The organism is Caulobacter sp. SL161 (assembly GCF_026672375.1).
In the GTDB taxonomy this organism is placed as follows: domain Bacteria; phylum Pseudomonadota; class Alphaproteobacteria; order Caulobacterales; family Caulobacteraceae; genus Caulobacter.
Window position 1 is genome coordinate 2143275 of the sequence record NZ_JAPPRA010000001.1, and the last position, 18707, is coordinate 2161981.

At 66.9% G+C, this 18707-nt stretch carries 15 protein-coding genes; 4 read left to right on the top strand and 11 right to left on the bottom strand.

The annotated features are described in order from the left end of the window. The 8 genes from OVA11_RS10495 to OVA11_RS10530 form a co-directional block, all read right to left on the bottom strand. Positions 1 to 831, bottom strand: a complete 831-nt coding sequence (locus OVA11_RS10495; RefSeq protein WP_268067328.1) for a TrbG/VirB9 family P-type conjugative transfer protein — start codon at positions 829 to 831, stop codon at positions 1 to 3. Continuing rightward, positions 828 to 2033, bottom strand: a complete 1206-nt coding sequence (locus OVA11_RS10500; protein ID WP_268067330.1) for a type IV secretion system protein — start codon at positions 2031 to 2033, stop codon at positions 828 to 830. The genes OVA11_RS10495 and OVA11_RS10500 overlap by 4 nt, the downstream gene beginning before the upstream one ends. Then, positions 2030 to 4444, bottom strand: a complete 2415-nt coding sequence (locus OVA11_RS10505) for a VirB4 family type IV secretion system protein (protein ID WP_268067332.1) — start codon at positions 4442 to 4444, stop codon at positions 2030 to 2032. Before OVA11_RS10505 ends, OVA11_RS10500 begins: the two co-directional genes overlap by 4 nt. A gap of 5 nt (positions 4445 to 4449) precedes the next feature. Next, on the bottom strand, positions 4450 to 4746 hold the full coding sequence (locus tag OVA11_RS10510) for a type IV secretion system protein VirB3 (RefSeq protein WP_268067333.1): 297 nt from the start codon (positions 4744 to 4746) through the stop codon (positions 4450 to 4452). Between the two features lie 2 nt (positions 4747 to 4748). Further along, the gene (locus tag OVA11_RS10515; protein WP_268067334.1) at positions 4749 to 5072 is read right to left on the bottom strand and encodes a TrbC/VirB2 family protein; all 324 of its coding nucleotides are present in this window, start codon (positions 5070 to 5072) and stop codon (positions 4749 to 4751) included. Further along, on the bottom strand, positions 5069 to 5641 hold the full coding sequence (locus OVA11_RS10520; RefSeq protein WP_268067335.1) for a lytic transglycosylase domain-containing protein: 573 nt from the start codon (positions 5639 to 5641) through the stop codon (positions 5069 to 5071). The genes OVA11_RS10515 and OVA11_RS10520 overlap by 4 nt, the downstream gene beginning before the upstream one ends. A gap of 164 nt (positions 5642 to 5805) precedes the next feature. Beyond that, complete coding sequence (locus OVA11_RS10525) at positions 5806 to 6957, bottom strand: glycosyltransferase family 2 protein (protein WP_268067336.1); 1152 nt, start codon at positions 6955 to 6957, stop codon at positions 5806 to 5808. A gap of 4 nt (positions 6958 to 6961) precedes the next feature. Next, positions 6962 to 7882, bottom strand: a complete 921-nt coding sequence (locus tag OVA11_RS10530; protein WP_268067337.1) for a dioxygenase family protein — start codon at positions 7880 to 7882, stop codon at positions 6962 to 6964. Positions 7883 to 8255: 373 nt separating this feature from the next. Here OVA11_RS10530 and OVA11_RS10535 point away from each other — a divergent pair, with 373 nt between their 5' ends. Then, a complete protein-coding gene (locus OVA11_RS10535) occupies positions 8256 to 9713 on the top strand; it encodes a phospholipid carrier-dependent glycosyltransferase (RefSeq protein ID WP_268067338.1) in 1458 nt (485 codons plus the stop codon). Between the two features lie 211 nt (positions 9714 to 9924). Continuing rightward, positions 9925 to 10605, top strand: a complete 681-nt coding sequence (locus tag OVA11_RS10540; protein WP_268067339.1) for a hypothetical protein — start codon at positions 9925 to 9927, stop codon at positions 10603 to 10605. Positions 10606 to 10826: 221 nt separating this feature from the next. Here OVA11_RS10540 and OVA11_RS10545 read toward each other — a convergent pair whose 3' ends face one another. Beyond that, the gene (locus tag OVA11_RS10545; RefSeq protein ID WP_268067340.1) at positions 10827 to 11363 is read right to left on the bottom strand and encodes a GNAT family N-acetyltransferase; all 537 of its coding nucleotides are present in this window, start codon (positions 11361 to 11363) and stop codon (positions 10827 to 10829) included. A gap of 321 nt (positions 11364 to 11684) precedes the next feature. Between OVA11_RS10545 and ppdK the strand changes: the two genes are divergently transcribed. Beyond that, a complete protein-coding gene (gene ppdK / locus OVA11_RS10550; protein ID WP_268067341.1) occupies positions 11685 to 14372 on the top strand; it encodes a pyruvate, phosphate dikinase in 2688 nt (895 codons plus the stop codon). A 95-nt stretch (positions 14373 to 14467) separates the two neighbouring features. Here the strand turns inward: ppdK and OVA11_RS10555 are convergent, their stop codons facing one another. Beyond that, positions 14468 to 15166, bottom strand: coding sequence for a pirin family protein (locus tag OVA11_RS10555; protein ID WP_268067342.1), 699 nt, complete (start codon positions 15164 to 15166; stop codon positions 14468 to 14470). A 125-nt stretch (positions 15167 to 15291) separates the two neighbouring features. On the opposite strand from OVA11_RS10555, the gene OVA11_RS10560 reads away from it, so the two are divergent. Further along, positions 15292 to 16188 (top strand): LysR family transcriptional regulator, encoded by an 897-nt coding sequence (locus OVA11_RS10560; protein ID WP_268067343.1) that lies wholly within the window; start codon positions 15292 to 15294, stop codon positions 16186 to 16188. Positions 16189 to 16194: 6 nt separating this feature from the next. On the opposite strand, the gene OVA11_RS10565 is transcribed toward OVA11_RS10560, so the two are convergent. After that, entirely contained in the window at positions 16195 to 18633 is a 2439-nt protein-coding gene (locus OVA11_RS10565; protein WP_326493053.1) for a hypothetical protein, read from the bottom strand. Between the last annotated feature and the right edge of the window lie 74 nt (positions 18634 to 18707).

An 18707-nucleotide genomic window follows, 5' to 3' on the forward strand; every position in this document is an offset into this window, starting at 1 on the left:
TCATTGGGCGATCTCCTGTGTCGGGGTGATCAGCCGGGCCAGACGCCCGGTCTTCGCGGGCTTGACCTCGGCGGCGGCGCGCGGCTGTGGCGCGGCCTCATCGAGCTGCGGGGTCTGGTAGGCGTCGTTATAGAGGGTGGCCACCGAGGCCCCTCGGCGCAGCACCAGAGCCGGCGCCACGGCGTCGACGACGATGTAGTCACCCTTGACGCTGTAGTTGACCATGGCCTCGGACTTGTCCGGACCCAGGGTGTAGATCGCCGGCGCGGCGACGCCGTCCGCCCATTTCAGCCAGGTCGACTTGCCGTCGTCGAAGACCCGCACGGGCACATTGGCGCTGGCGCCGGTGAAGGTGTAGGCGGCGTTGCGGGCGGCCGGTGGCGGCGGCGCGTCCTCAGCCGGAGCCGGCGGCGCAAGGGGAGCCGTTTCCGCGATCGCCTGCGGCTTGGGTTCGTTCGGATAGGTGAAGCGCAGATCGTAGACGACTTGTCCGGCCTTACAGGCTGCGGCGCCGCGGACCGAAAGCTCGAAACTGTAGCGACGCCGGTCGGTGACCACCATCATGTTGGTGTGCGCAGCCGGTTGGGTGGGCTTCAGGAACAGCAGGTCCGAGCGCTTGTTCGGCGTCACCTGCCAAAGATTGGAGTCGCCCATGGCGATGTTTTCGATGCGCTCGCCCTCGGCGAAGGCGATGGTCGACTGAAACCCCGGGCACCCCGACAGGGCGACGACGACCTTGGGGTCATAGGCCAGCTCACGGATGCGAGGGTCAGCGTGGGCGGGCGTCGCAGCGGCGAGGCTGGCGGCGGCGAAGAGGGTGGCTTTCATCATTTGACCAGTCCGGAAACAGGCTTTGCGAGGGACGCGGCTTGCGGGCGGTAGCGTTGCCCGAGGCCCGCATTGCGGCGGCGGGCGTCGTTGTCGCGTGAGGTCGAGACCGTCTGCACGGCGTCCACGCGGACAGCGACGGCCTGGGCGATACGGGCGGCCTCATCTGCGCCTGCGCCCGTAGTCGCGGCGCGGTCCAAGGCGGTGATGACCTGGGCGGCCCGCGGCTCGATCGAAGCCGGCGACAGGGTCGTCGGCGCGAAGGACGCGCTGGCGGCGGTCATCTGCTGGAGGATGTCCGTGACCGCCGGTTCGCGTTCGGCGTCTTCGCCGAACACCCGCCAGTTGCGGACCAGGCTGGCGCAGGTCCACAGCAGCATGGCCATCAGGCCGACATAGACGACCGCGCCCATGAAGAGCTCCAGCACCGGCCGCAGATCGGCTACGGCGGACGCGGGATCGTCGGCGATGACGTCGACCAGGGGGCTGAGCAACGCGACCGCGCCGGAGCCGGCCAGGACGGTCAGCAGCGGGGCGAGGGCGAACATGACGGCCGTCCGCAGCCAGCCTTCGAACAGGCCGCGCGTCGACTTGAACAGCGCTAGGACGACAAAGACCGGGCCCAAGGCCAAGAGCAGGGCCAGCAGGATCCGGGTCAGGACCAGGGCGCCGGCCGTTCCCAGCAGCAGCAGGAGCCCGCTCAGCCACACCAGGGCCGAGGCCATCTGGGGACCCGCCAGCGGGCCCAAGGCCTTTGACGCGCCGGGCGTGGAGTCGCCCAGGGCCTTGGCGATGTCGGCGAAGCGGTCGAACAGGGCGTCTAATCGAAACGCGAAGCCTCGCGCCCCGGCGGTTGGGCCCGACAGCTGACGTAGGATCTCTTCGGGCCCTCCGACCAGGAAGCCATAGGCCATGGCGTGGTAGGCGGGCCAAGAGGTGGCGAAGGTCAGGACCAGGCCGATGGCCAGGATGCGCGGCGTCAAACCGGCTAGGCTCAGGCGTGTGCGGCCGGTCATGAAGCCCAGCGCGATGAAGCCGACGTAAAGCGTCAGCAACGCGGTCAGGACCAGCGAGAAGACGCCGCCGCCGCCGAACAGGCGTCCATAGGCGTTGGCGACCGCCGCGTCGACGTGGCAGTCGACCGAGATCAGAGCGTGGCTGACGCCGGTCGCCGCGGCTGAATTGAAGGCGCTGCAGCTGCTCATCGTGCGCCCACCAGTCGGACGTCCGGCTGGCCTCCTGTCTCGATCGGCCGCCCGGGCCAGTCGGTTCCAAGCAAGTGGCGCCACCAGCCGGCGGGGTGGTCGCCAAAGCGCGCGCGGAGATCGTCCAGGCGGCGCACCGTGGCTTCGCGGCCCGAGAGCAGCGTCAGCAACTCCGGCTGTCCGCCAAGGTCCAGCCGCGCGACGACGCTATGGTTCTCGTGTTTGACCAAGAACGCGCGCGCGTGGGCCGGCAGGTTGCGGACCAGCTCCAATTCGTGCGCCGTCAGGCCGAAGCCCGCGCAATAGTCTTCGGGCGTGGCGCGCGGGTTGGGCATGAACACCTGGGCGCCGGCTTGCTCGATGATCGCCGAGGCGATGCGGCTGTCCAGCGCGTCGCGGGCCGACTGGGTGCCAAAGCCCAGGATGGCGTTGCGCTTGCGCAGGGTCTTCATCCAGTCGCGGATGCGCGCGGCGAAGACCTCGTCGTCGAGGGCCTTCCAGCCCTCGTCGATCAGGATGATGGTCGGTTCACCGTCGAGACGCTGTTCGACCCGGTGGAACAGGTACATCATGGCCGGCGTGCGCAAGTTGGGATCGTCCAACAGCGCGGTCATGTCGAAGCCAAGCGTGCGGGCGTTCAGGTCCAGTCGATCTGTTGGGTTGTCGAACAGCCAGGCGTGCTCGCCCCGGCCGATCCAGGGCGCCAAGCGCGAGGCCAGGTCGCCCTCCTGCGGTCGACGTCCGCCCGCCAGCAGTTCGGCGAAGTAGCGCAGGCGGCGATAGCCCGGCTCCTGGTCGTAGTTGGCCTCGACGGCGGCCGCGATGGTGGTCTCGTCCTCAGAGGTGAGCGTCTCGCCAGGTTTGGTGACGAGCTTGCCGATCAGGGCGCGCAGGAACGCGCGGTCGGCCGGAGAGCCCTCCAGCTGCAGCGGGTTGAAGCCGGTGATCTCGCCCGGGCGCAGGGTCGCATAGTGGCCGCCGACGGCGCGCAGGAAGATCTCCGCGCCGCGATCCTTGTCGAAGAAGATGGTCCGGGGCGCGAACCGCTGGGCCTGGGCCGTCAGGAAGTTCAACAGGACGGTCTTGCCCGAGCCGGACGGCCCGATGACCGTGAAGTTGCCGAGATCGGCCTTGTGAAAGTTGAAGAAGTAGGGCGTGGCGCTGGTGGTCTCGAGCACCGTCACTGCAGGCCCCCAGTGGTTCCCGTCGGCCGTCCCCACCGGGAAGCCGTGGAAGCTGGCGAAGCCGGCGAAGGCGCCGGTCGAGATCATGGCGCGGCGGGCGATATACTTCTCGTTGCCGGGGAATTGCGCCCAGAACGCGGGCTCCAGGTTCAGGGTCTCGCGAACCGCGACGCCGCCCAGGTCCGCCAGGGCAGAGGCCGCGTCCGCGCAGGCGCGGTCGAGGGTTTCCAGGTCCTGCGCCCGGACCAGTACGGAGAGGTGATGCTCGCCCATCGCCGAGCGGCCCGAGCTGAGGTCGTCCTTGGCCTCCATCAAGCCGCGACGCAGGGACTGGGCGTCGTCGTCGGCCGCCCGGAAGCGGCGCAGGGCCAGCGACACCCGCTCCGTCGAAACCTGGCGATCGACAAAGGCGAAGCTCTCGCTGAGCGTCATTTCGCAAGGCAGGCGCAGCAGGGCGTCCAGCATGCCGGCATGAGCGTGCGGCGGGTATTCCTTCAGCGACAGGATCGCCGCGAAGCTCTTGCCGCCGGGGCCCTTCTGCTCGATGGCGTCGAGTCCGAAGCTGGTGCGGTTATAGGGTAGGTGGTGACCGGCGTCGCCGTCGGGCGCCAGCATCGGACGTAGCTCGCCGTTGTACAGCGCCGACAGCAGCTCCAGCGGCTCGGAGCAGACGCCATTGTCGGTCTGGTAGGCGTCGAGCTGGCGCGCGCCATAGCCGCTGAAGGCCGCCATGACCGCCTCGCGGGCGCCGTCCAGCTCGCGGACCTCTCGGGCCAGGGCCGCTTCGCGCTCGGCCGGGGTGAAGCCCTTGGAAAACAGCCCACCGGCGCGTTCGATCAAGCCGACCTTACCCTTGGGCGGCCGGCGCAGGATCGTCACGAACAGGTCGTTGACGAACAGGCGACGCGAAGCGATCCGCTCGCGCCAGCGCGCGTCGATCAGGGCCGAGACCGGGTCGGCGTCAACGGCCGGCGGCGCCACCGTCACTCGGCGGCGCAGGATGTGGTGGTGGATGACGTAACGGCTATGGGCGATGGCCCGCATGGCGCTTTCGCGGGCGGCGTGGCGGTGGTTGAGCTCCGGCGTGTCCGCCGTCTCGAACGCAAAGCCTTCCAGATGCAGGCACTGCATCAACGAGCCGTCGCGGAGCACGACGGTGCGGCCGTCCCGCAGTCGGGCGTAGGGCAGGCGGTCGCCGGCCAGGTCTTGCTGAGCGAAAAGCGCCATAGGCGTCAGGCCTCGTAGGAGTTACAGCCGAACCGCTTGTAGGAGCGGGTGCGCGGGCACTTGCTGACGCGGGTCAGCCACAGGTCGAAGATGCGGGGTTCGCGCAGGCAGGCGACGTAGCCGACCGCGTGGATCGCCAGCGCCCCGGCGAACGCCCAAAAGCTCTTCGTCATCAGAAAGATCTCGGTCGTCGCGACCCCATTGATGATGAAGAAGCTGTAGGTGACCCCGGCGAACATCTGAGGCTGGGTCAGCGCCCGGAAGACGGGCGTGCGGGCCACTGTGTTGTCCGCGCCCGCCATGATTAGGCGCCCCCAGCGGCGGCCTGGATGCCGCCGACGATGGTGGCTGCGCCGAACAGGATGAAGCAGCCCAAGATCACGGTGGCGCCGTAACGCCAGTTGAGGCGGCCCGTCAGCATCATGAAGCCGACGACGCCCACGGCCATGACCGCCACTGCGGTGGCGACATTGCCCATCAGGCTGTCCTGCATCCAGATGACGGCCGACAGCAGCGGCGAGGCGCCCTGCGGCGCGCCGGCTTGAGCATGGGCGGGCCCGGCGGCCAGAGCGGCGACGGCCGCGATGGCGAGGGCGTTGAGCGGCAGGGTGCGGATCGGATGTTTCAAGGCTGATCTCCCGATTGAGGGTTGGTCTGGGCGAGGCTGGTCGAAGCCAGGCGGTTCAGCGCCGTGGCGACATAGGTTTGGGTTTCGCGGTAGGGCGGCACGCCGTCGTGACGGGCGACGGCTCCGGGGCCGGCGTTGTAGGCGGCGAGGGCCAGGTCGATGCGACCGTCGAACTTGTCGATCATCTGGCGCAGATAGGCCGCGCCACCGTTGATGTTTGCGACGGCGTCGCGCGGGTCCACGCCCAGCGTTCGGGCCGTGCCGGGCATCAGCTGCATGACCCCGATCGCCCCCTTCGGCGACACGGCGGCCTGATTGTAGGCGCTTTCCTGACGGGCGATCGCGTCGACGAGCTCCGGCGCGAGGGCATAGCGGGCGGCCGCAGCGTCAATCACAGGAGCGAAGGGACTCCGCGCGGCCTTGGGCGTCGGGCTCTGCTGTCCGCCTGGCTGGACCGCGCTACTGGTCCGCCGCGTGACGCCGTCATCGCCGACCTCGAACACCTGGGCGTGCGCCAGCGCGGGGAGCCAGAGGGCGATCGCTGCGATGATGACGGCCGTGGGGCGCATCGTGGCGGTTCCTGTGAGGCGGTCCCTTCGACCGCCGTTGTGGTCTTTGTGACGGGGCGGAACGTCGGCGTTGGGGCGCTTGGCGCTGGGTTTCGAAACAAAAGTCGCTCGATTTCGAGGGCTTTGTTTCAGGGTTGAGCGGGTGGCGCGGCGCTCCTTCCGGCTTACGCGCGCCAGGTGATCCGGGCGGTGGCGATGTAGTTCCAGAGCGCGCCGGTGGCCGCGCCGAGGAAGGCGGCGGCGGCCCATGGCGCCCCGTGACGGAAAGCGATCTGGGAGACCTCGAAATTGGCCCAGGCGCTGGAGCCGCAGATCATGCCGAACGACACCAGCCCCGAGATCCATCGCCAGCCCCGGTTTGATCGGTCGCCGTAGGTCAGGATGTTGTTCAGGACATAGTTGGACAGGATCGCGCCGCTGAGCGCGGCGATCTGGGCCAAGCCGAACGACAGGTTCAACAGACGGTAAGCCGTTCCCAGGATCGCCAGATGAACGCCGAAGCCGAAGGCGCCGACGCAGCCGAAGGTCAGGAAACGTCGGCTGATCAGTCCTCCCGAGCCGCCCTCGACCAGGGTGGCCAGGCAGTCCCAGGCCACGGAAAGCGAGAACTTGCTCTCGCCTTGAGTGCGAAGGCCGAACTTGTAGCCCAGTTCGCGAATGCGCCCCGGCGGGAAGGCGGGATTGGCGACGATCAGTTCGAGCAGGATCTTGAATCCGCGACCGGCCAGATTCGGCGCGCGGGCGTCGAAGGCCTCGCGTCGGATGGCGAAGAAGCCGCTCATCGGATCCGAGAGCTGGCGCAGGCCGGACGTGTGGGCCAGCCCTGTTGCGACCTGACTGATCTGGGCGCGCCAGCCGCTCCAGGCGCCGACGCCGCCGTTCTCCACATGGCGGCTGCCCACCACGAGATCGGCCTCGTCATCCAGCAGGACTTGCAGCATCGCTGGGAGGAGCTTTGGGTCGTGTTGACCATCGGCGTCCATCACGGCGAGGTAAGGCGCGCTGGAGGCCAGGGCCCCTTCGATACAAGCGCTGGCAAGCCCGCGGCGACCGATCCGACGCAGGATGCGAACCCGTGGGTTCACGCCGTGCCAGCGCCGGACCTCCTCGGCGGTGCCGTCCGGCGAGTCGTCGTCCACCACGATCAGCTCCCACCGGATATCGGCGAGCGCGCTCGTTAGCCCGGCGACCAGGGCTGGAAGGTTAGCGCGCTCGTTGAACGTGGGGACGATCACGGAAAGCTCGACCGGCAGCAGCCGCGACGGTTCCGCAGGAATGGCGTTCCTCAGGGTCTTGGTGTCGACGAGCGCGCCCATGGGACTACGACCCCAGACCGATCGTCATCGTACCGCTGTAGCCCGACGTCGTGTCACCGGTCAGGGTGGGCGTGGCCGCCGCCAGTTGCGCGGCGGTGAACGATCTGAACACGTTGTCGCTGGCCAGCGTGATCTGGGCGAGGTTGCTGATGCTGGCGCTGTAGCCGGAGACGTTGTTGTAAACGGCTGACGAGATCGCTGACGGCATAGCGATCTGCGAGGTGAGCAGCGCATTGGTCTCGATGGTCGCCGTGGCGAGCGACTTGTAGACTTCGAAGTGAATGTGCGGCCAGCGACCCGAGTAACAGCCCGGATAGATGGTGGTGAAGGTGACTTCGCCGTTCGAGTCCGTCACCTGGACGCCGCGCAGGTAGCTCTCGGTCGGCACGGTGTACAGCGAGTAGAGGCCGTTGTTCGTGCAGTGCCAGAAGTAGATTGCGTAGCCGACCAGCGGGGCGCAGTTGTTGTTGGCGTCGACCAGCTTGATCTTGATCGTGGTCACCAGGCCCGCAGCGACGGTGGTGCTGGTGATGAAGCTCGACCGGATGTCGCTGCGAACGATGCCGCTGGACGTCAGAACGTTCGAGGTCGCGCCGCTCGAGGTGTTGGAACCGTCGGCGGGGTAGGGGCCGTTCGTCGTTTCGGGCTCGGCCACGCAGCTGCCGTTCGACGCCGTCGACGAGCTGGTCGAGGACGACGACGTAGAGGACGAGCTCGACGATGTAGAAGAAGAACTGCTGCTGGTTGTCGAGGTGGCGCTGCTGGTCGATGAACCGCCGCCGCCGCCGCCACAGGCGGTGAGCAATGCGGCGCTCCCCCCAAAGCCTAGCAGGCCCAGGACATGTCGACGTTGCAGAATCTGCCGTTCGATCGCTTCCAGATCGAACTGCAGGCCATGAGGGTGATCTTCGTTGTGGTCGGCCACGGTGAAATCTCCGAGGGAAGGGTGGCCCCACGCTCGGACGCGCTCGCGGTCGCAAAAGGGCCTTAAACGCTCATGTTCGAAGCCGTTTCCGTTCGGAAACGACAGGAAAAGGCGCCAATGTTTCAGGGGTGAGCGGCGAGGCTCACGAGGGGCGCTCCGGGGCGCGGCGAGGGGCGTCGAGCCTCTCAATCTTGAAGCGGTTCTGTTTCAGGCCGGAGCGCTTGGCGCCTTTAACCCGCCCGACGCCGCCTGACTTTTGCGGGTCAGGAGGAGCACGATGTTCCCGCGCCGGCGCACCGCAAACCACAGTATTGAAACGCTAGGACGGCCTCTGATCCCGAGCCGTCTTGCTGTCAGGCGCAGCCCTAACAGGTTGGCGGCCCTGGTTTGCGGCCTGCTTCTCACGCTCATCGGATCGGCCAACTATCTCCTCCATCTGGATGAGCCGTGCGGTCCTTACTGGGACGAAAACTACTATCTGACGTCGGTCGCGCGTTACGCCGAAGGTCGGCCACAATTCGCCTCCCATCCGCCGCTGGGCTTGATGCTGCTCGCGCTCGGCGACCAGCTCACCGGCGCCAACAAGGCCGTCGAGCTTGACGACTTGGCGCGGTTCAAGACCGTGGGCGAAACTCAACTTCCCGACCGCTATCAGATCTGGAGCGTCCGGCTGGCGTCTGCGCTGTTCGGCGTCGCCATCGTCTTGACGGTTTACGCCATACTCCTGGCCGCTGCGTTCCCGCCAGGGGCGGCTGCGGCGGTCGCCGCTCTGGTCGCTTTCGAAACCGCCTTCATCGTTCAATTCCGCGCTGCTCAACTCGACGCTTTCCAGGTCGAGTTCGCGCTGATCGCGGTCGGCTTCATGATCGCAGCGGCGCGGCGCGGTCCGAATGACAGGCGCGTGCTGTTGTTCGCCGGCGCCGGCGCAGCTACGGGGGCGGCTATGATGGTCAAGCTCGACGGCGCGCTCCTGGCCGCCGGGCCGGCCACGCTTCTGCTGATCTCGCTGGTTTCTCGCTGGAGGCGTGCGCGCGCATGGGCGACCGCGACCTTGGAGGCCAGCGCCTTCGCTCTGGCGCTGCTCGCCATTATCGCCAGCGTCTACAGCGTCCAGACCTTTTGGAGCCGCAAGCCCTTAGACTTCGGTACGCCGGCGGCCGCGATTGATGCGCGGTTCATGTCGACGACCTACCAGCACTATGTCGATGGGCGTGCGCCATGGTCGCCAAGCGTTGTCGCGGCGGCCATGCGAGACTCCTTCAGTTTCATGCTCAACGATCAGGCGGGCATTGGCCTCTTGGATCCCAATGGGTCTTCACCGTGGCTGCAGCCGCTTGGCGTCAAGCCCATCAACTATCGTTGGGACAGCCGGGACGGAATGACGCGCTATGTTCAGCTCGTCGCCAATCCGGTCAACTGGACGCTCAGCGCCGTCAGCCTGCTCATCTGCCTGGTCCTGGTTGCGGCGGGCGGCCTCGCCGGGACGTTCAAGCTGCGGGGCGCCACGGCCAGGCAACTCGCGCCGATTATCGCCACGGCGATGGTCTTCTACGTCTGTCACGGCCTGCTGGCCCAGCATCGGGTGATGTATCTGTATCACCACTTCGTGCCCCTGTTGCTGGGCGTGCTCTGCTTACCCTTTCTGATCCGTGATCTGGCGCTACGGAGACCTCGATGGCGTAGCCGCCTGGAGCTGACGAGTTGGGGTGTCGTGATCGCCAGCTCGGCCGCTTTCCTCTGGTTCGCGCCGCTCGTCTATCATCGACCGCTGAGCCACCAGGCCTGCGAAATGCGCAACATCCCAGCGCCGGTCGTCGGCTGTCGCCGCTGAGCCCCGCATCAGGGCGCTCCAAACGCGGAGGCTCGTCCGTCGAGGTGATGGCGCTCGTCATGGACACCGGCGTCTGACGGCCTCCTCGTCCCCCAGGACGCGCTCTGCGGACCGTCAGGTTTGGAGTATATCTGCTTCTATATAAGCGGGAATGCGGCTTTTAATCATTCAAAGATTGTGTTTCGCTCTCTTTATCGAGCGGAGGGCCATCATGAAGAATGCGATCTTTGTCCTCGTAGTCAGCGCCGCAGTTGCGGTTGCGTCGGGCGCCTCGGCGCGGCAGGCCGACACACTCATAGGCGATGCGCGAAGGCAGAACGGGCTCGAGGGAGAGATGTCTCGGCTGAGACAGGTCTCACCCGGCAGCGCTCGAGAGGGCGTCTGTCCTTTGGTCCGGGGCGCGTCCGCAGAGGTCAACGCCTATGTCGCCGCGCGCTTGCACCAAGTGGCTCAGCAAGCCGGCGCGCCCTATGCGAAGCGCGCCTGCGAGCCCAATGTCGTTGTCCTGTTCTCGGCCGAGCCTGACGCGCTGATCCGCGAGGCGGCGCGCTCCAAGCGCTTCAACTACAGCGGCGTGCCCACAGCGGCGGCCGAGGCGTTCCGCTCAGGCGCTGATCCGGTTCGCTGGATCCATGGCGGCGATGTACGCAGCTCGGCCGCCGGCGACGCACGGCCTCACAACGCCCTGATCGTCGTCGATGCGAGCAAGGCGCAGGACGTAAAGGTGTCGGCCTTGGCTGACTACCTGGCCCTGGTCTCGCTGGCGGATACTCGCGTGCGCCCGGCGCCGATGGACTCGATCATGACGCTGTTCGACGGCCGCGACGGAACGCCAAAGACTCTTACCGAGTCGGATCAAGCCTATTTGCGTAGCGTCCACCGCGCCCGGTAACAGCGGCCGTCACCGCCGTGCGCCCGCCGCTGTGCGAAACGTCACATCGCCGCGCCTCCCAGACGACTACGACAAATCGTCTGCTCTTGTGGGAGTCGGACCGGTGGGGCGATGGGCTCCGCGTACGACGGCCGTCAGAGCCGAAGGCGCGAACCGATCGGGGGCGAGCGGCGGATGCCTGTGAAGGTTCCGTCGCTCTCTTCGGACCCTGCGCCCGACGATCAGCGCAACAGAACTCCGGGCTGGGCCCACCTGAATCGCGCAACCTCGACCTCGCGTCCGCCCGGCGCTGTTTCAGGGTAGCGGGCCACCTCCACGCCGCCCTTGCGCGCATAGAAGCCCAGGGCGTCCGCGTTCGGCGCGTAGACTTCCAGATTCAGAGGCGCGCCCCCGTGCTCGTCGCACAGCCATCGGGCGACCTCGGCCAGCAGGCGCGAGCCCAGGCCTTGACGCTTGCGTTCGGGAGCGACGTGAAGATTGTCGACCAGGAGCCCGAGTTCAGGGTTCAATCGGAAAGAGGCGTAGGCGAGGGCCACCGGTTCTGCGTCGTCCACGGCGGCGAGGATCAGGTCTTGTTGCGGTGAGAAGGCCCTGAAACGTTCGCGCCAGGTCGCGCGGGACATGGCTGGGAGTTGATGGTCCAGATAGTGGTCGCCGTAGAGGCCGCGATAGGCGTCCTGTCGACTGCGGGTGTGCAGATCGGCGATGGCGTCCGCATCACCCAGCAAGGTCCCGAGTCGGACTATCCGTATCGTCATGGAACGATCGAAGGCGTTTCGCAGCGCGAAGACAAGGCCTCACAATCGTCCGCCTGCGCCTCAAGTTGAGCGATTGGGCCAGAATTGCTCAGAACGTCGCCTTCAGCGCTTGCCGGACAACGTTGTCATTGGAATTATTTGCCGAATTCTCTCGTTATCGCCTGGAACGCCAACCGCCAGTGGACGCGTTCTTGACCGAAGTGCTACTGAGACGCCCGGATATTGCACTGCGGGATCACAACAAAGCAGCGCTGTTCCAAGGCGAGACGACCCCCATCAGAGGGGCGCGGCCTTTTCACTTATCGCAGGGTGAATTCAAAGATGCCGGTTGAGACGCTGACCAAGGCCCAATGGGTTTATGCATTCGGCGGAGGCGGCGCGGATGGCGACGCCTCGATGAAGAACCTCTTGGGAGGCAAGGGCGCCAATCTCGCGGAGATGTCGTCCCTGGGCCTCCCCGTGCCGCCCGGCTTCACGATCACGACCGAGGCCTGCGTCCACTATTACGCCAACGGCAAGCAGTATCCGGCCGAACTGGCCGAACAGGTCCAGGCTGGCCTCGCCAAGATCGAAGAGATCACCGGCAAGCAATTCGGCGATGTGACCAACCCGCTGCTGGTTTCGGTGCGCTCGGGCGCCCGGGCCTCGATGCCGGGCATGATGGACACGGTTCTGAACCTGGGCCTCAACGACGAGACCGTCGAGGGGCTGGCCAAGCTCTCGGGCGACCGGCGCTTCGCCTATGACAGCTATCGCCGCTTCATCCAGATGTACTCGAACGTCGTGCTCAACCTCGAGCACCACATGTTCGAGGAGATCCTCGACGACCACAAGGATCGCCTGGACGTGCATGTCGACACCGGTCTGACGGCCGACGACTGGGCCGCAGTGATCAAGGACTACAAGGCCGCCGTCCGCGAGCAGCTGGGCAAGCCGTTCCCGCAGGACGCTCAAGAGCAGCTGTGGGGCGCGGTGGGCGCCGTGTTCGCCAGCTGGATGAACGACCGCGCCAAGTTCTATCGCCGTATGCACGACATCCCCGAAAGCTGGGGCACGGCCGTGAACATCCAGTCGATGGTGTTCGGCAATATGGGCGAGACCTCGGCCACGGGCGTGGCCTTCACCCGCAACCCGTCGAACGGCGACAACCGCCTGTACGGCGAGTTCCTGATCAACGCCCAGGGCGAGGACGTGGTGGCGGGCATCCGCACGCCGCAATCCCTGACCAAGGCCGCCCGCGAGGAGATGGGTGACACCGCCCCCTCGATGGAAGAGGCGATGCCCGAGGTGTTCGGCCAGTTCAAGACGGTCGTGGAGACGCTGGAGCGTCACTACCGCGACATGCAGGACATCGAGTTCACGGTAGAGCAGGGCAAGCTCTACATGCTGCAGACCCGCAACGGTAAGCGCACCGCCAAGGCCGCGCTCAAGATCGCGGTCGACATGGCGGCTGAAGGCGTGATCTCGACGTCGGAGGCCGTCGGCCGCGTCGAGCCGGCCTCGCTGGACCAGCTGCTGCACCCGACCATCGATCCGTCGGCCCATCGCGATGTGATCGCCAAGGGCCTGCCGGCCTCGCCCGGCGCGGCGACCGGCAAGATCGTCTTCGACAGCGACGCCGCCGAGAAGGCCGCCGCCAATGGCGAGTCGGTGATCCTCGTGCGTGAGGAAACCAGCCCCGAGGACATCCACGGCATGCACGCCGCGCGCGGCATCATCACGGCGCGGGGCGGCATGACCAGTCACGCCGCCGTCGTGGCGCGCGGCATGGGCCGTCCCTGCGTCTCGGGCGCCGGCGATGTGGCCATCTTCGAGAAGGAAGGCCTGTTCCGCGTTCGTGGCCGCGACTACAAGGCCGGCGAGATCATCACCATCGACGGCTCCACCGGCGACATCCTGGCCGGCGCGCCGAAGATGATCGAGCCCGAGCTGACCGGTGACTTCGCCACCCTGATGGGCTGGGCCGACCAGGTCCGCCGCCTGAAGGTGCGGGCCAACGCCGAGACGCCTCTGGACGCTAAGACCGCCCGCCAGTTCGGCGCCGAGGGCATTGGCCTGTGCCGCACCGAGCACATGTTCTTCGACGACACCCGGATCGCCGCCGTGCGCGAGATGATCCTGGCCGACGACGAGAAGGGGCGCCGCACGGCGCTGGCCAAGATCGCGCCGTTCCAGAAGGCCGACTTCGTCGAGCTCTTCACGATCATGGAAGGCCTGCCGGTCACGATCCGCCTGCTGGATCCGCCGCTGCACGAGTTCCTGCCGCACACCGAGGAAGACGTCCAAGCCGTGGCCGTGGCCACCGGTCTCGACGCCGCCAAGCTGATGCGTCGCGCCAAGGAGCTGCACGAGACCAACCCCATGCTGGGCCACCGCGGCTGCCGCCTGGGCGTTTCCTATCCCGAAATCTACGAGATGCAGGTCCGCGCCATCCTCGAGGCCGCCTGCGAGATCGCCAAGTCGGGCAAGGCCGCGCCGGTGCCGGAAATCATGCACCCGCTGGTCGCCAAGGGCGAGGAGATGAAGTACCTGCGGGACCTGACCGACCGCGTCGCCAAGGCGGTGCTGGAAGAGCAGGGCGTGGCGCTGGAGTACACCGTCGGCACCATGATCGAGCTGCCCCGCGCGGCCCTGCGCGCCGGCGACCTGGCCGACAATGCAGAGTTCTTCAGCTTCGGCACCAATGACCTGACCCAGACCACGTTCGGCATCAGCCGCGACGACGCGGGCAAGTTCCTAAACGCCTATATCGAGAAGGGCATCTTCGAGAAGGACCCCTTCGTCAGCCTCGACCAGGACGGCGTGGGCGACCTGATCCGTATCGCCGCTGAGCGTGGCCGCGCGGTGCGTCCGAACGTCAAGCTCGGCATCTGCGGCGAGCATGGCGGCGATCCGGCCTCGATCAGCTTCTGCGAGAAGGTCGGTCTCGACTACGTATCATGCTCGCCCTACCGCGTGCCGATCGCGCGTCTGGCGGCGGCCCAGGCGGCTCTGGCCAACAAGGGCTGATCCAGCGCCTCTCTAGTCCGAGAACGTCAAGGCCCCGAACCGCAAGGTCCGGGGCCTTTTGCTGCGGGCGGGCCCCGCGACGCTCTGGAAACGCCTTAGGCGGCGTCGACCAGCACCAGTTCGGCGTCTTCGAGGGCGGTGATGGTGATAACGTCCTCATCCTTGATGCCGGCGCCGTCCCGGGCGTTCAGCTTGACGCCGTTGACCTCAACCACGCCTGCGGCGGGCACCAGATAACCGCTGCGATCCTTGCCCAGGGCGTAGGTCGTCGTCTCGCCTGCCTTAAGCGTCGCGCCCAGCACGCGGGCGTCGGTGCGGATCGGCAGGGCGTCGGCGTCATCGGAAAAGCCGCTGGCCAAGGTCACGAACTTGCCCGAGCGGTCGCCTTTCGGGAACGGCTTGGAGCCCCAGGAGGGCGCGCCGCCGAACGACTTCGGCTCGATCCAGATCTGGAAGATCCGGGTCGTTTCCGGCTCGAGATTGTACTCGGCGTGCCGGATGCCCGTGCCTGCGCTCATCACCTGGACGTCGCCTGCGACGGTGCGACCCTTGTTGCCCAGGTTGTCCTGGTGGGTAATCGCGCCGTCGCGGACATAGGTGATGATCTCCATGTCGCTGTGCGGATGCGGCGGAAACCCCGTGTTGGGGGCGATTTCGTCGTCGTTCCACACCCGCAGGGCGCCCCAGTTCATGTTGCTGGGGTCGTAGTAGCTGGCGAACGAGAAGTGGTGCTTGGCCTTCAGCCAACCGTGGTCGGCGCCGCCAAGCTTTTCGAACGGTCTGCGGTCGATCATGGCTCTACCTTTCAAGTGTCTGGCGCGCCGCGTCGGCGCGTCCTGTTGAGAAGAAGATAGGTGCGCAGGCGTGATTATAAATCGAAACTATTGAAATCTATCGTTTCGAAAAATAGCATCTAGCGATGTCCAAGCTCCCCGATCTGGAAGGCCTCGCCGTGTTCGCCAAGGTGGCCGAGTTGCGCTCGTTCGCTGCCGCCTCCGAGACCCTGGCCATGTCGAAGGCGACGGTTTCGAAAGCGGTGACGCGGCTTGAGCTGCGCCTTGGGGCCAGGCTCTTCAATCGCACCTCGCGACGCCTGGCCCTGACCGACGCCGGCCAGGCGCTCGTTGAGCGCGCCAGCCGGGTGCTGGCCGAGGCCGAGGCCGCCGAGGAGGAGGCCTCCAGCCAGTCCGCCGCGCCACGCGGGCTTGTTCGCATGGCTGCGCCGATGTCGCTGGGCGTCGCCAGTTTGGCTCCGGTGTTGCCTGCCTTTCTGGAAGCTTATCCGGACGTCTCGATCGACCTGCACCTGTCGGATGCGACCGTCGACCTGATCGGCATGGGGTTCGACATCGCCCTGCGCGTCGCCGACCTGCCCGACAGCTCGTTGGTGGCGCGGCGGCTGCGGGCGGTGCAGCGCCACGTCGTGGCCGCGCCGGCCTATTGGGCGGCGCACGGGCGTCCGACTCACCCGGCGGATCTCGCTGAGCATCGGGGGCTGACCTATGGCCACCAGGCCTCGCCGGAGACCTGGCGCTTTCAGCGGGCGGGGGGCGAGGAGGCGGCGGTGCGGCCGCGCTCGGTGCTGCGGGCCAACAATGGTGATGCGCTGTTGCCGCCGCTGCTGGCGGGGACTGGCGTGGCCATGTTGCCCGACTTCATCGTGGGCCCGGCCCTGGCCAACGGGCGTCTTGAGGCGGTGCTGACCGACTGGAGCGCCGCGCCGATCGCTCTGCATCTCGTCATGCCGCCCGGAGGGCCGCGCCCGGCGCGCGTTACGGTGCTGGCCGACTACCTGGCCAAGACGCTCGGGCGCTGACGTTCGTTAGCCCAGGCTCTCGACTTGAGCCGGCGTAAAGGCCCCGACCTGAAGCGGCGTCATGGCCGCGATGTTGGTGGTCGAAAGCCAATCCAGTTGATTGATCGTCAGGCCGGGGATCTGGCTCGGGGCTAGATAGCCCACCTGGGTCGTGGTCAGGCTGGTGATCACCGCCGTGGACAGCGAGCCCAGCTGACTTGCGTTCAAGGCCTGGACCTGGGTTTCACTGAGCTGGCTGAAGGCGCCGGGCGAGATGTTTCGCAGCTGGAAGGACGACAGGCCCCTGAGGGCGCTGGGCGTCAAGGCAGCGTACTGATCGGCCGACAGGGCCGCCAGATTGGTCACGGAAATCGCCATCATCTGGCTTGCGGTCAGAGCGGCGATCTGGGTCGTGGTGAACTCGCCGATATCGCTCGCGGACAAGGCGCTGAGCTGGCTCGCGCTCAGGCCCGAGACTTGGCCGGCCGTCAGAGCCTGGAAGGCTGTTTGGTCCAGGCCGGTCAGGTGTCGCGTCGAAAGACCGCCGATCTGTGTTCCGGTCAGGGCGGCGAACTGGGTTGTCGACAGTTCGGCCAGGTCGGTGTTGGTCAGGCCCGCCATCTGGGTCGCGCTGACGCCTGCCAGCTGGGTTGAAGACAAGGCCGCGATCTGGCTTGGGCTGAGGCCATTGAAGTTGGTCGTCGACAGCGCGCCGATCTGCTCGCCGCTGAAGCTGGCGACCTGGGTCGCCGAGAAGCGCGCGAAGTCCGTTGCGCTCAGGGCGTTCAGCTGGGTGGGACTGACGGCGGCCAGTTGCGAAGCCGACAGGGCCTGGATCGCGCTGGCGCTCAGGCGGTTGAAGTTGGTGGTCGACAGGGCGGCCAGTTGCGAAGGCGCGAAGGCCTTGAGCTGGGTGGCCGAAAGCTTGTCCAGGCCTGTGGTCGAAAGTCCCGAGATCTGGGTCGTGACGAGCGCCGCGAGCTGGGTTTCGGTCAACGCCTGAAGCTGGGTCTGCGCCAGCGCGTTCAGGGTCGTCGTCGCCAGCGCCGCGATCTGGGTCTGGCTGAAAACCTCGGCCTGGTCCTTGGTGAACTCGGCGAAGTCGGTCTCGGTCAGGCCCGCAAACTGCGTCGTGGTCAGTCCCAACAGCTGGGTCGCGGTCAGGGCCTGGACCTGACTGGCGCTGAGGCTGTTGAGGGCTTGTGCGGAGAGCGCGCTAAGCTGCGTGGTGCTGAAGACCTGCGCTTGGTCGGGCGTGAACGCCGACAGGCTGGTCTCTGACAGGCCGCCGACCTGGGTTCGGCTCAGGCTCTTCAGCTGGGTCGCTGTCAGCACCTGGAGCTGCTCTCGGCTGAGACTGTTTAGGCCCGTCGTCGACAGCATGGCCAATTGGGTGGTGGCGAGAACTCCCACCTGGGCCGGCGTGAACTCGGCCAGATCGTCGGCGGTCAGGCTCGCGACCTGGGTCGTGGTCAGCGCCGCCAGCTGGGTGGTGTCGAACACCTGCACCCGATCGGCGCTGAGGCTGTTCAGGCCGGTGGTGCTCAGGGCCGACAGCTGAGCGGCGCTGAAGTGGCGCATCTGCGCGGGCGTGAATTCGGCCAGGTCGTTTTCACTCAAGGCCCGCAACTGGGTCGGCTTTAGTCCGGCCAGTTGATCGCTGGTCAGGCCCGCGACCTGGGTCGCGGAAAGCCCGGACAACCCTTCGGTGCTCAGCGCGCCAAGCTGGGTTCCGGTCATCCCTCCGACAACCGCGTCCGATAGCACGGCGGTCTGGGCGGCCGACAGGGCGCCGATCTGGGTGGCTCCCAGCGCGGTGAGGTTGTCTCCCAGGCTCCGCAGCTGGGTTGTCGACAGCGCTGCGACCTGGGTGGCGGTCATGCGCTGGAGCTGAGTGGTGCTCAGGGCCGACAGGCGTGAGCCTTCCAGAGACGGGACCAGGTCGGCGGGTAGGGCGGCGATCTGCGTTTCGGTCAGCGCCGAGATCTTCTCAGGCGAGAGCTCGTCCAAGTCAGTCGCGCTGAAGGCGGCGATCTGGGTGGTGGTCAGCTGCGCCAGCTGCGTCGTGCTGAGCGCGGCGATCTGGGTGGCGTCCAGCGCGGTGAAACGGGTGGCGTCCATTGCGCCGATCTGGATGGCGCTGAGCGCCTGCAGGCGATCCGCGTCCAGCTTGGCCAGTTGCGTCGACGTCAGGGCGTTCAGCTGCGCGCCGCTGAACGCCTGAAGTTGATCGACATCGAATAAGAGGTTCTGGGCGAAGGCCGGAATCTGCGTCGCCGTCAGGCCCTTGACCTGGGTCGATGTCAGGGCCGAGACCTGCGTGGCGTTCAGCACGCCGATCGCCGAGTCCGACAGCGCGCCGACCTGGGTTTTGGTCAGCGCCTCCAGTTTCGTGGTCGAAAGGGTCTGTACCGTCGTCGTCGCCAGGGCTGCGATCTGGGCGGCGGACAGATACGAAATCGGCACTGGACTCGTTGCCTCACAAGGTCGCGACGCGAATCGTTCGCGTTAACCCTAAGCCAAAGCGTCGGGCGCCACCA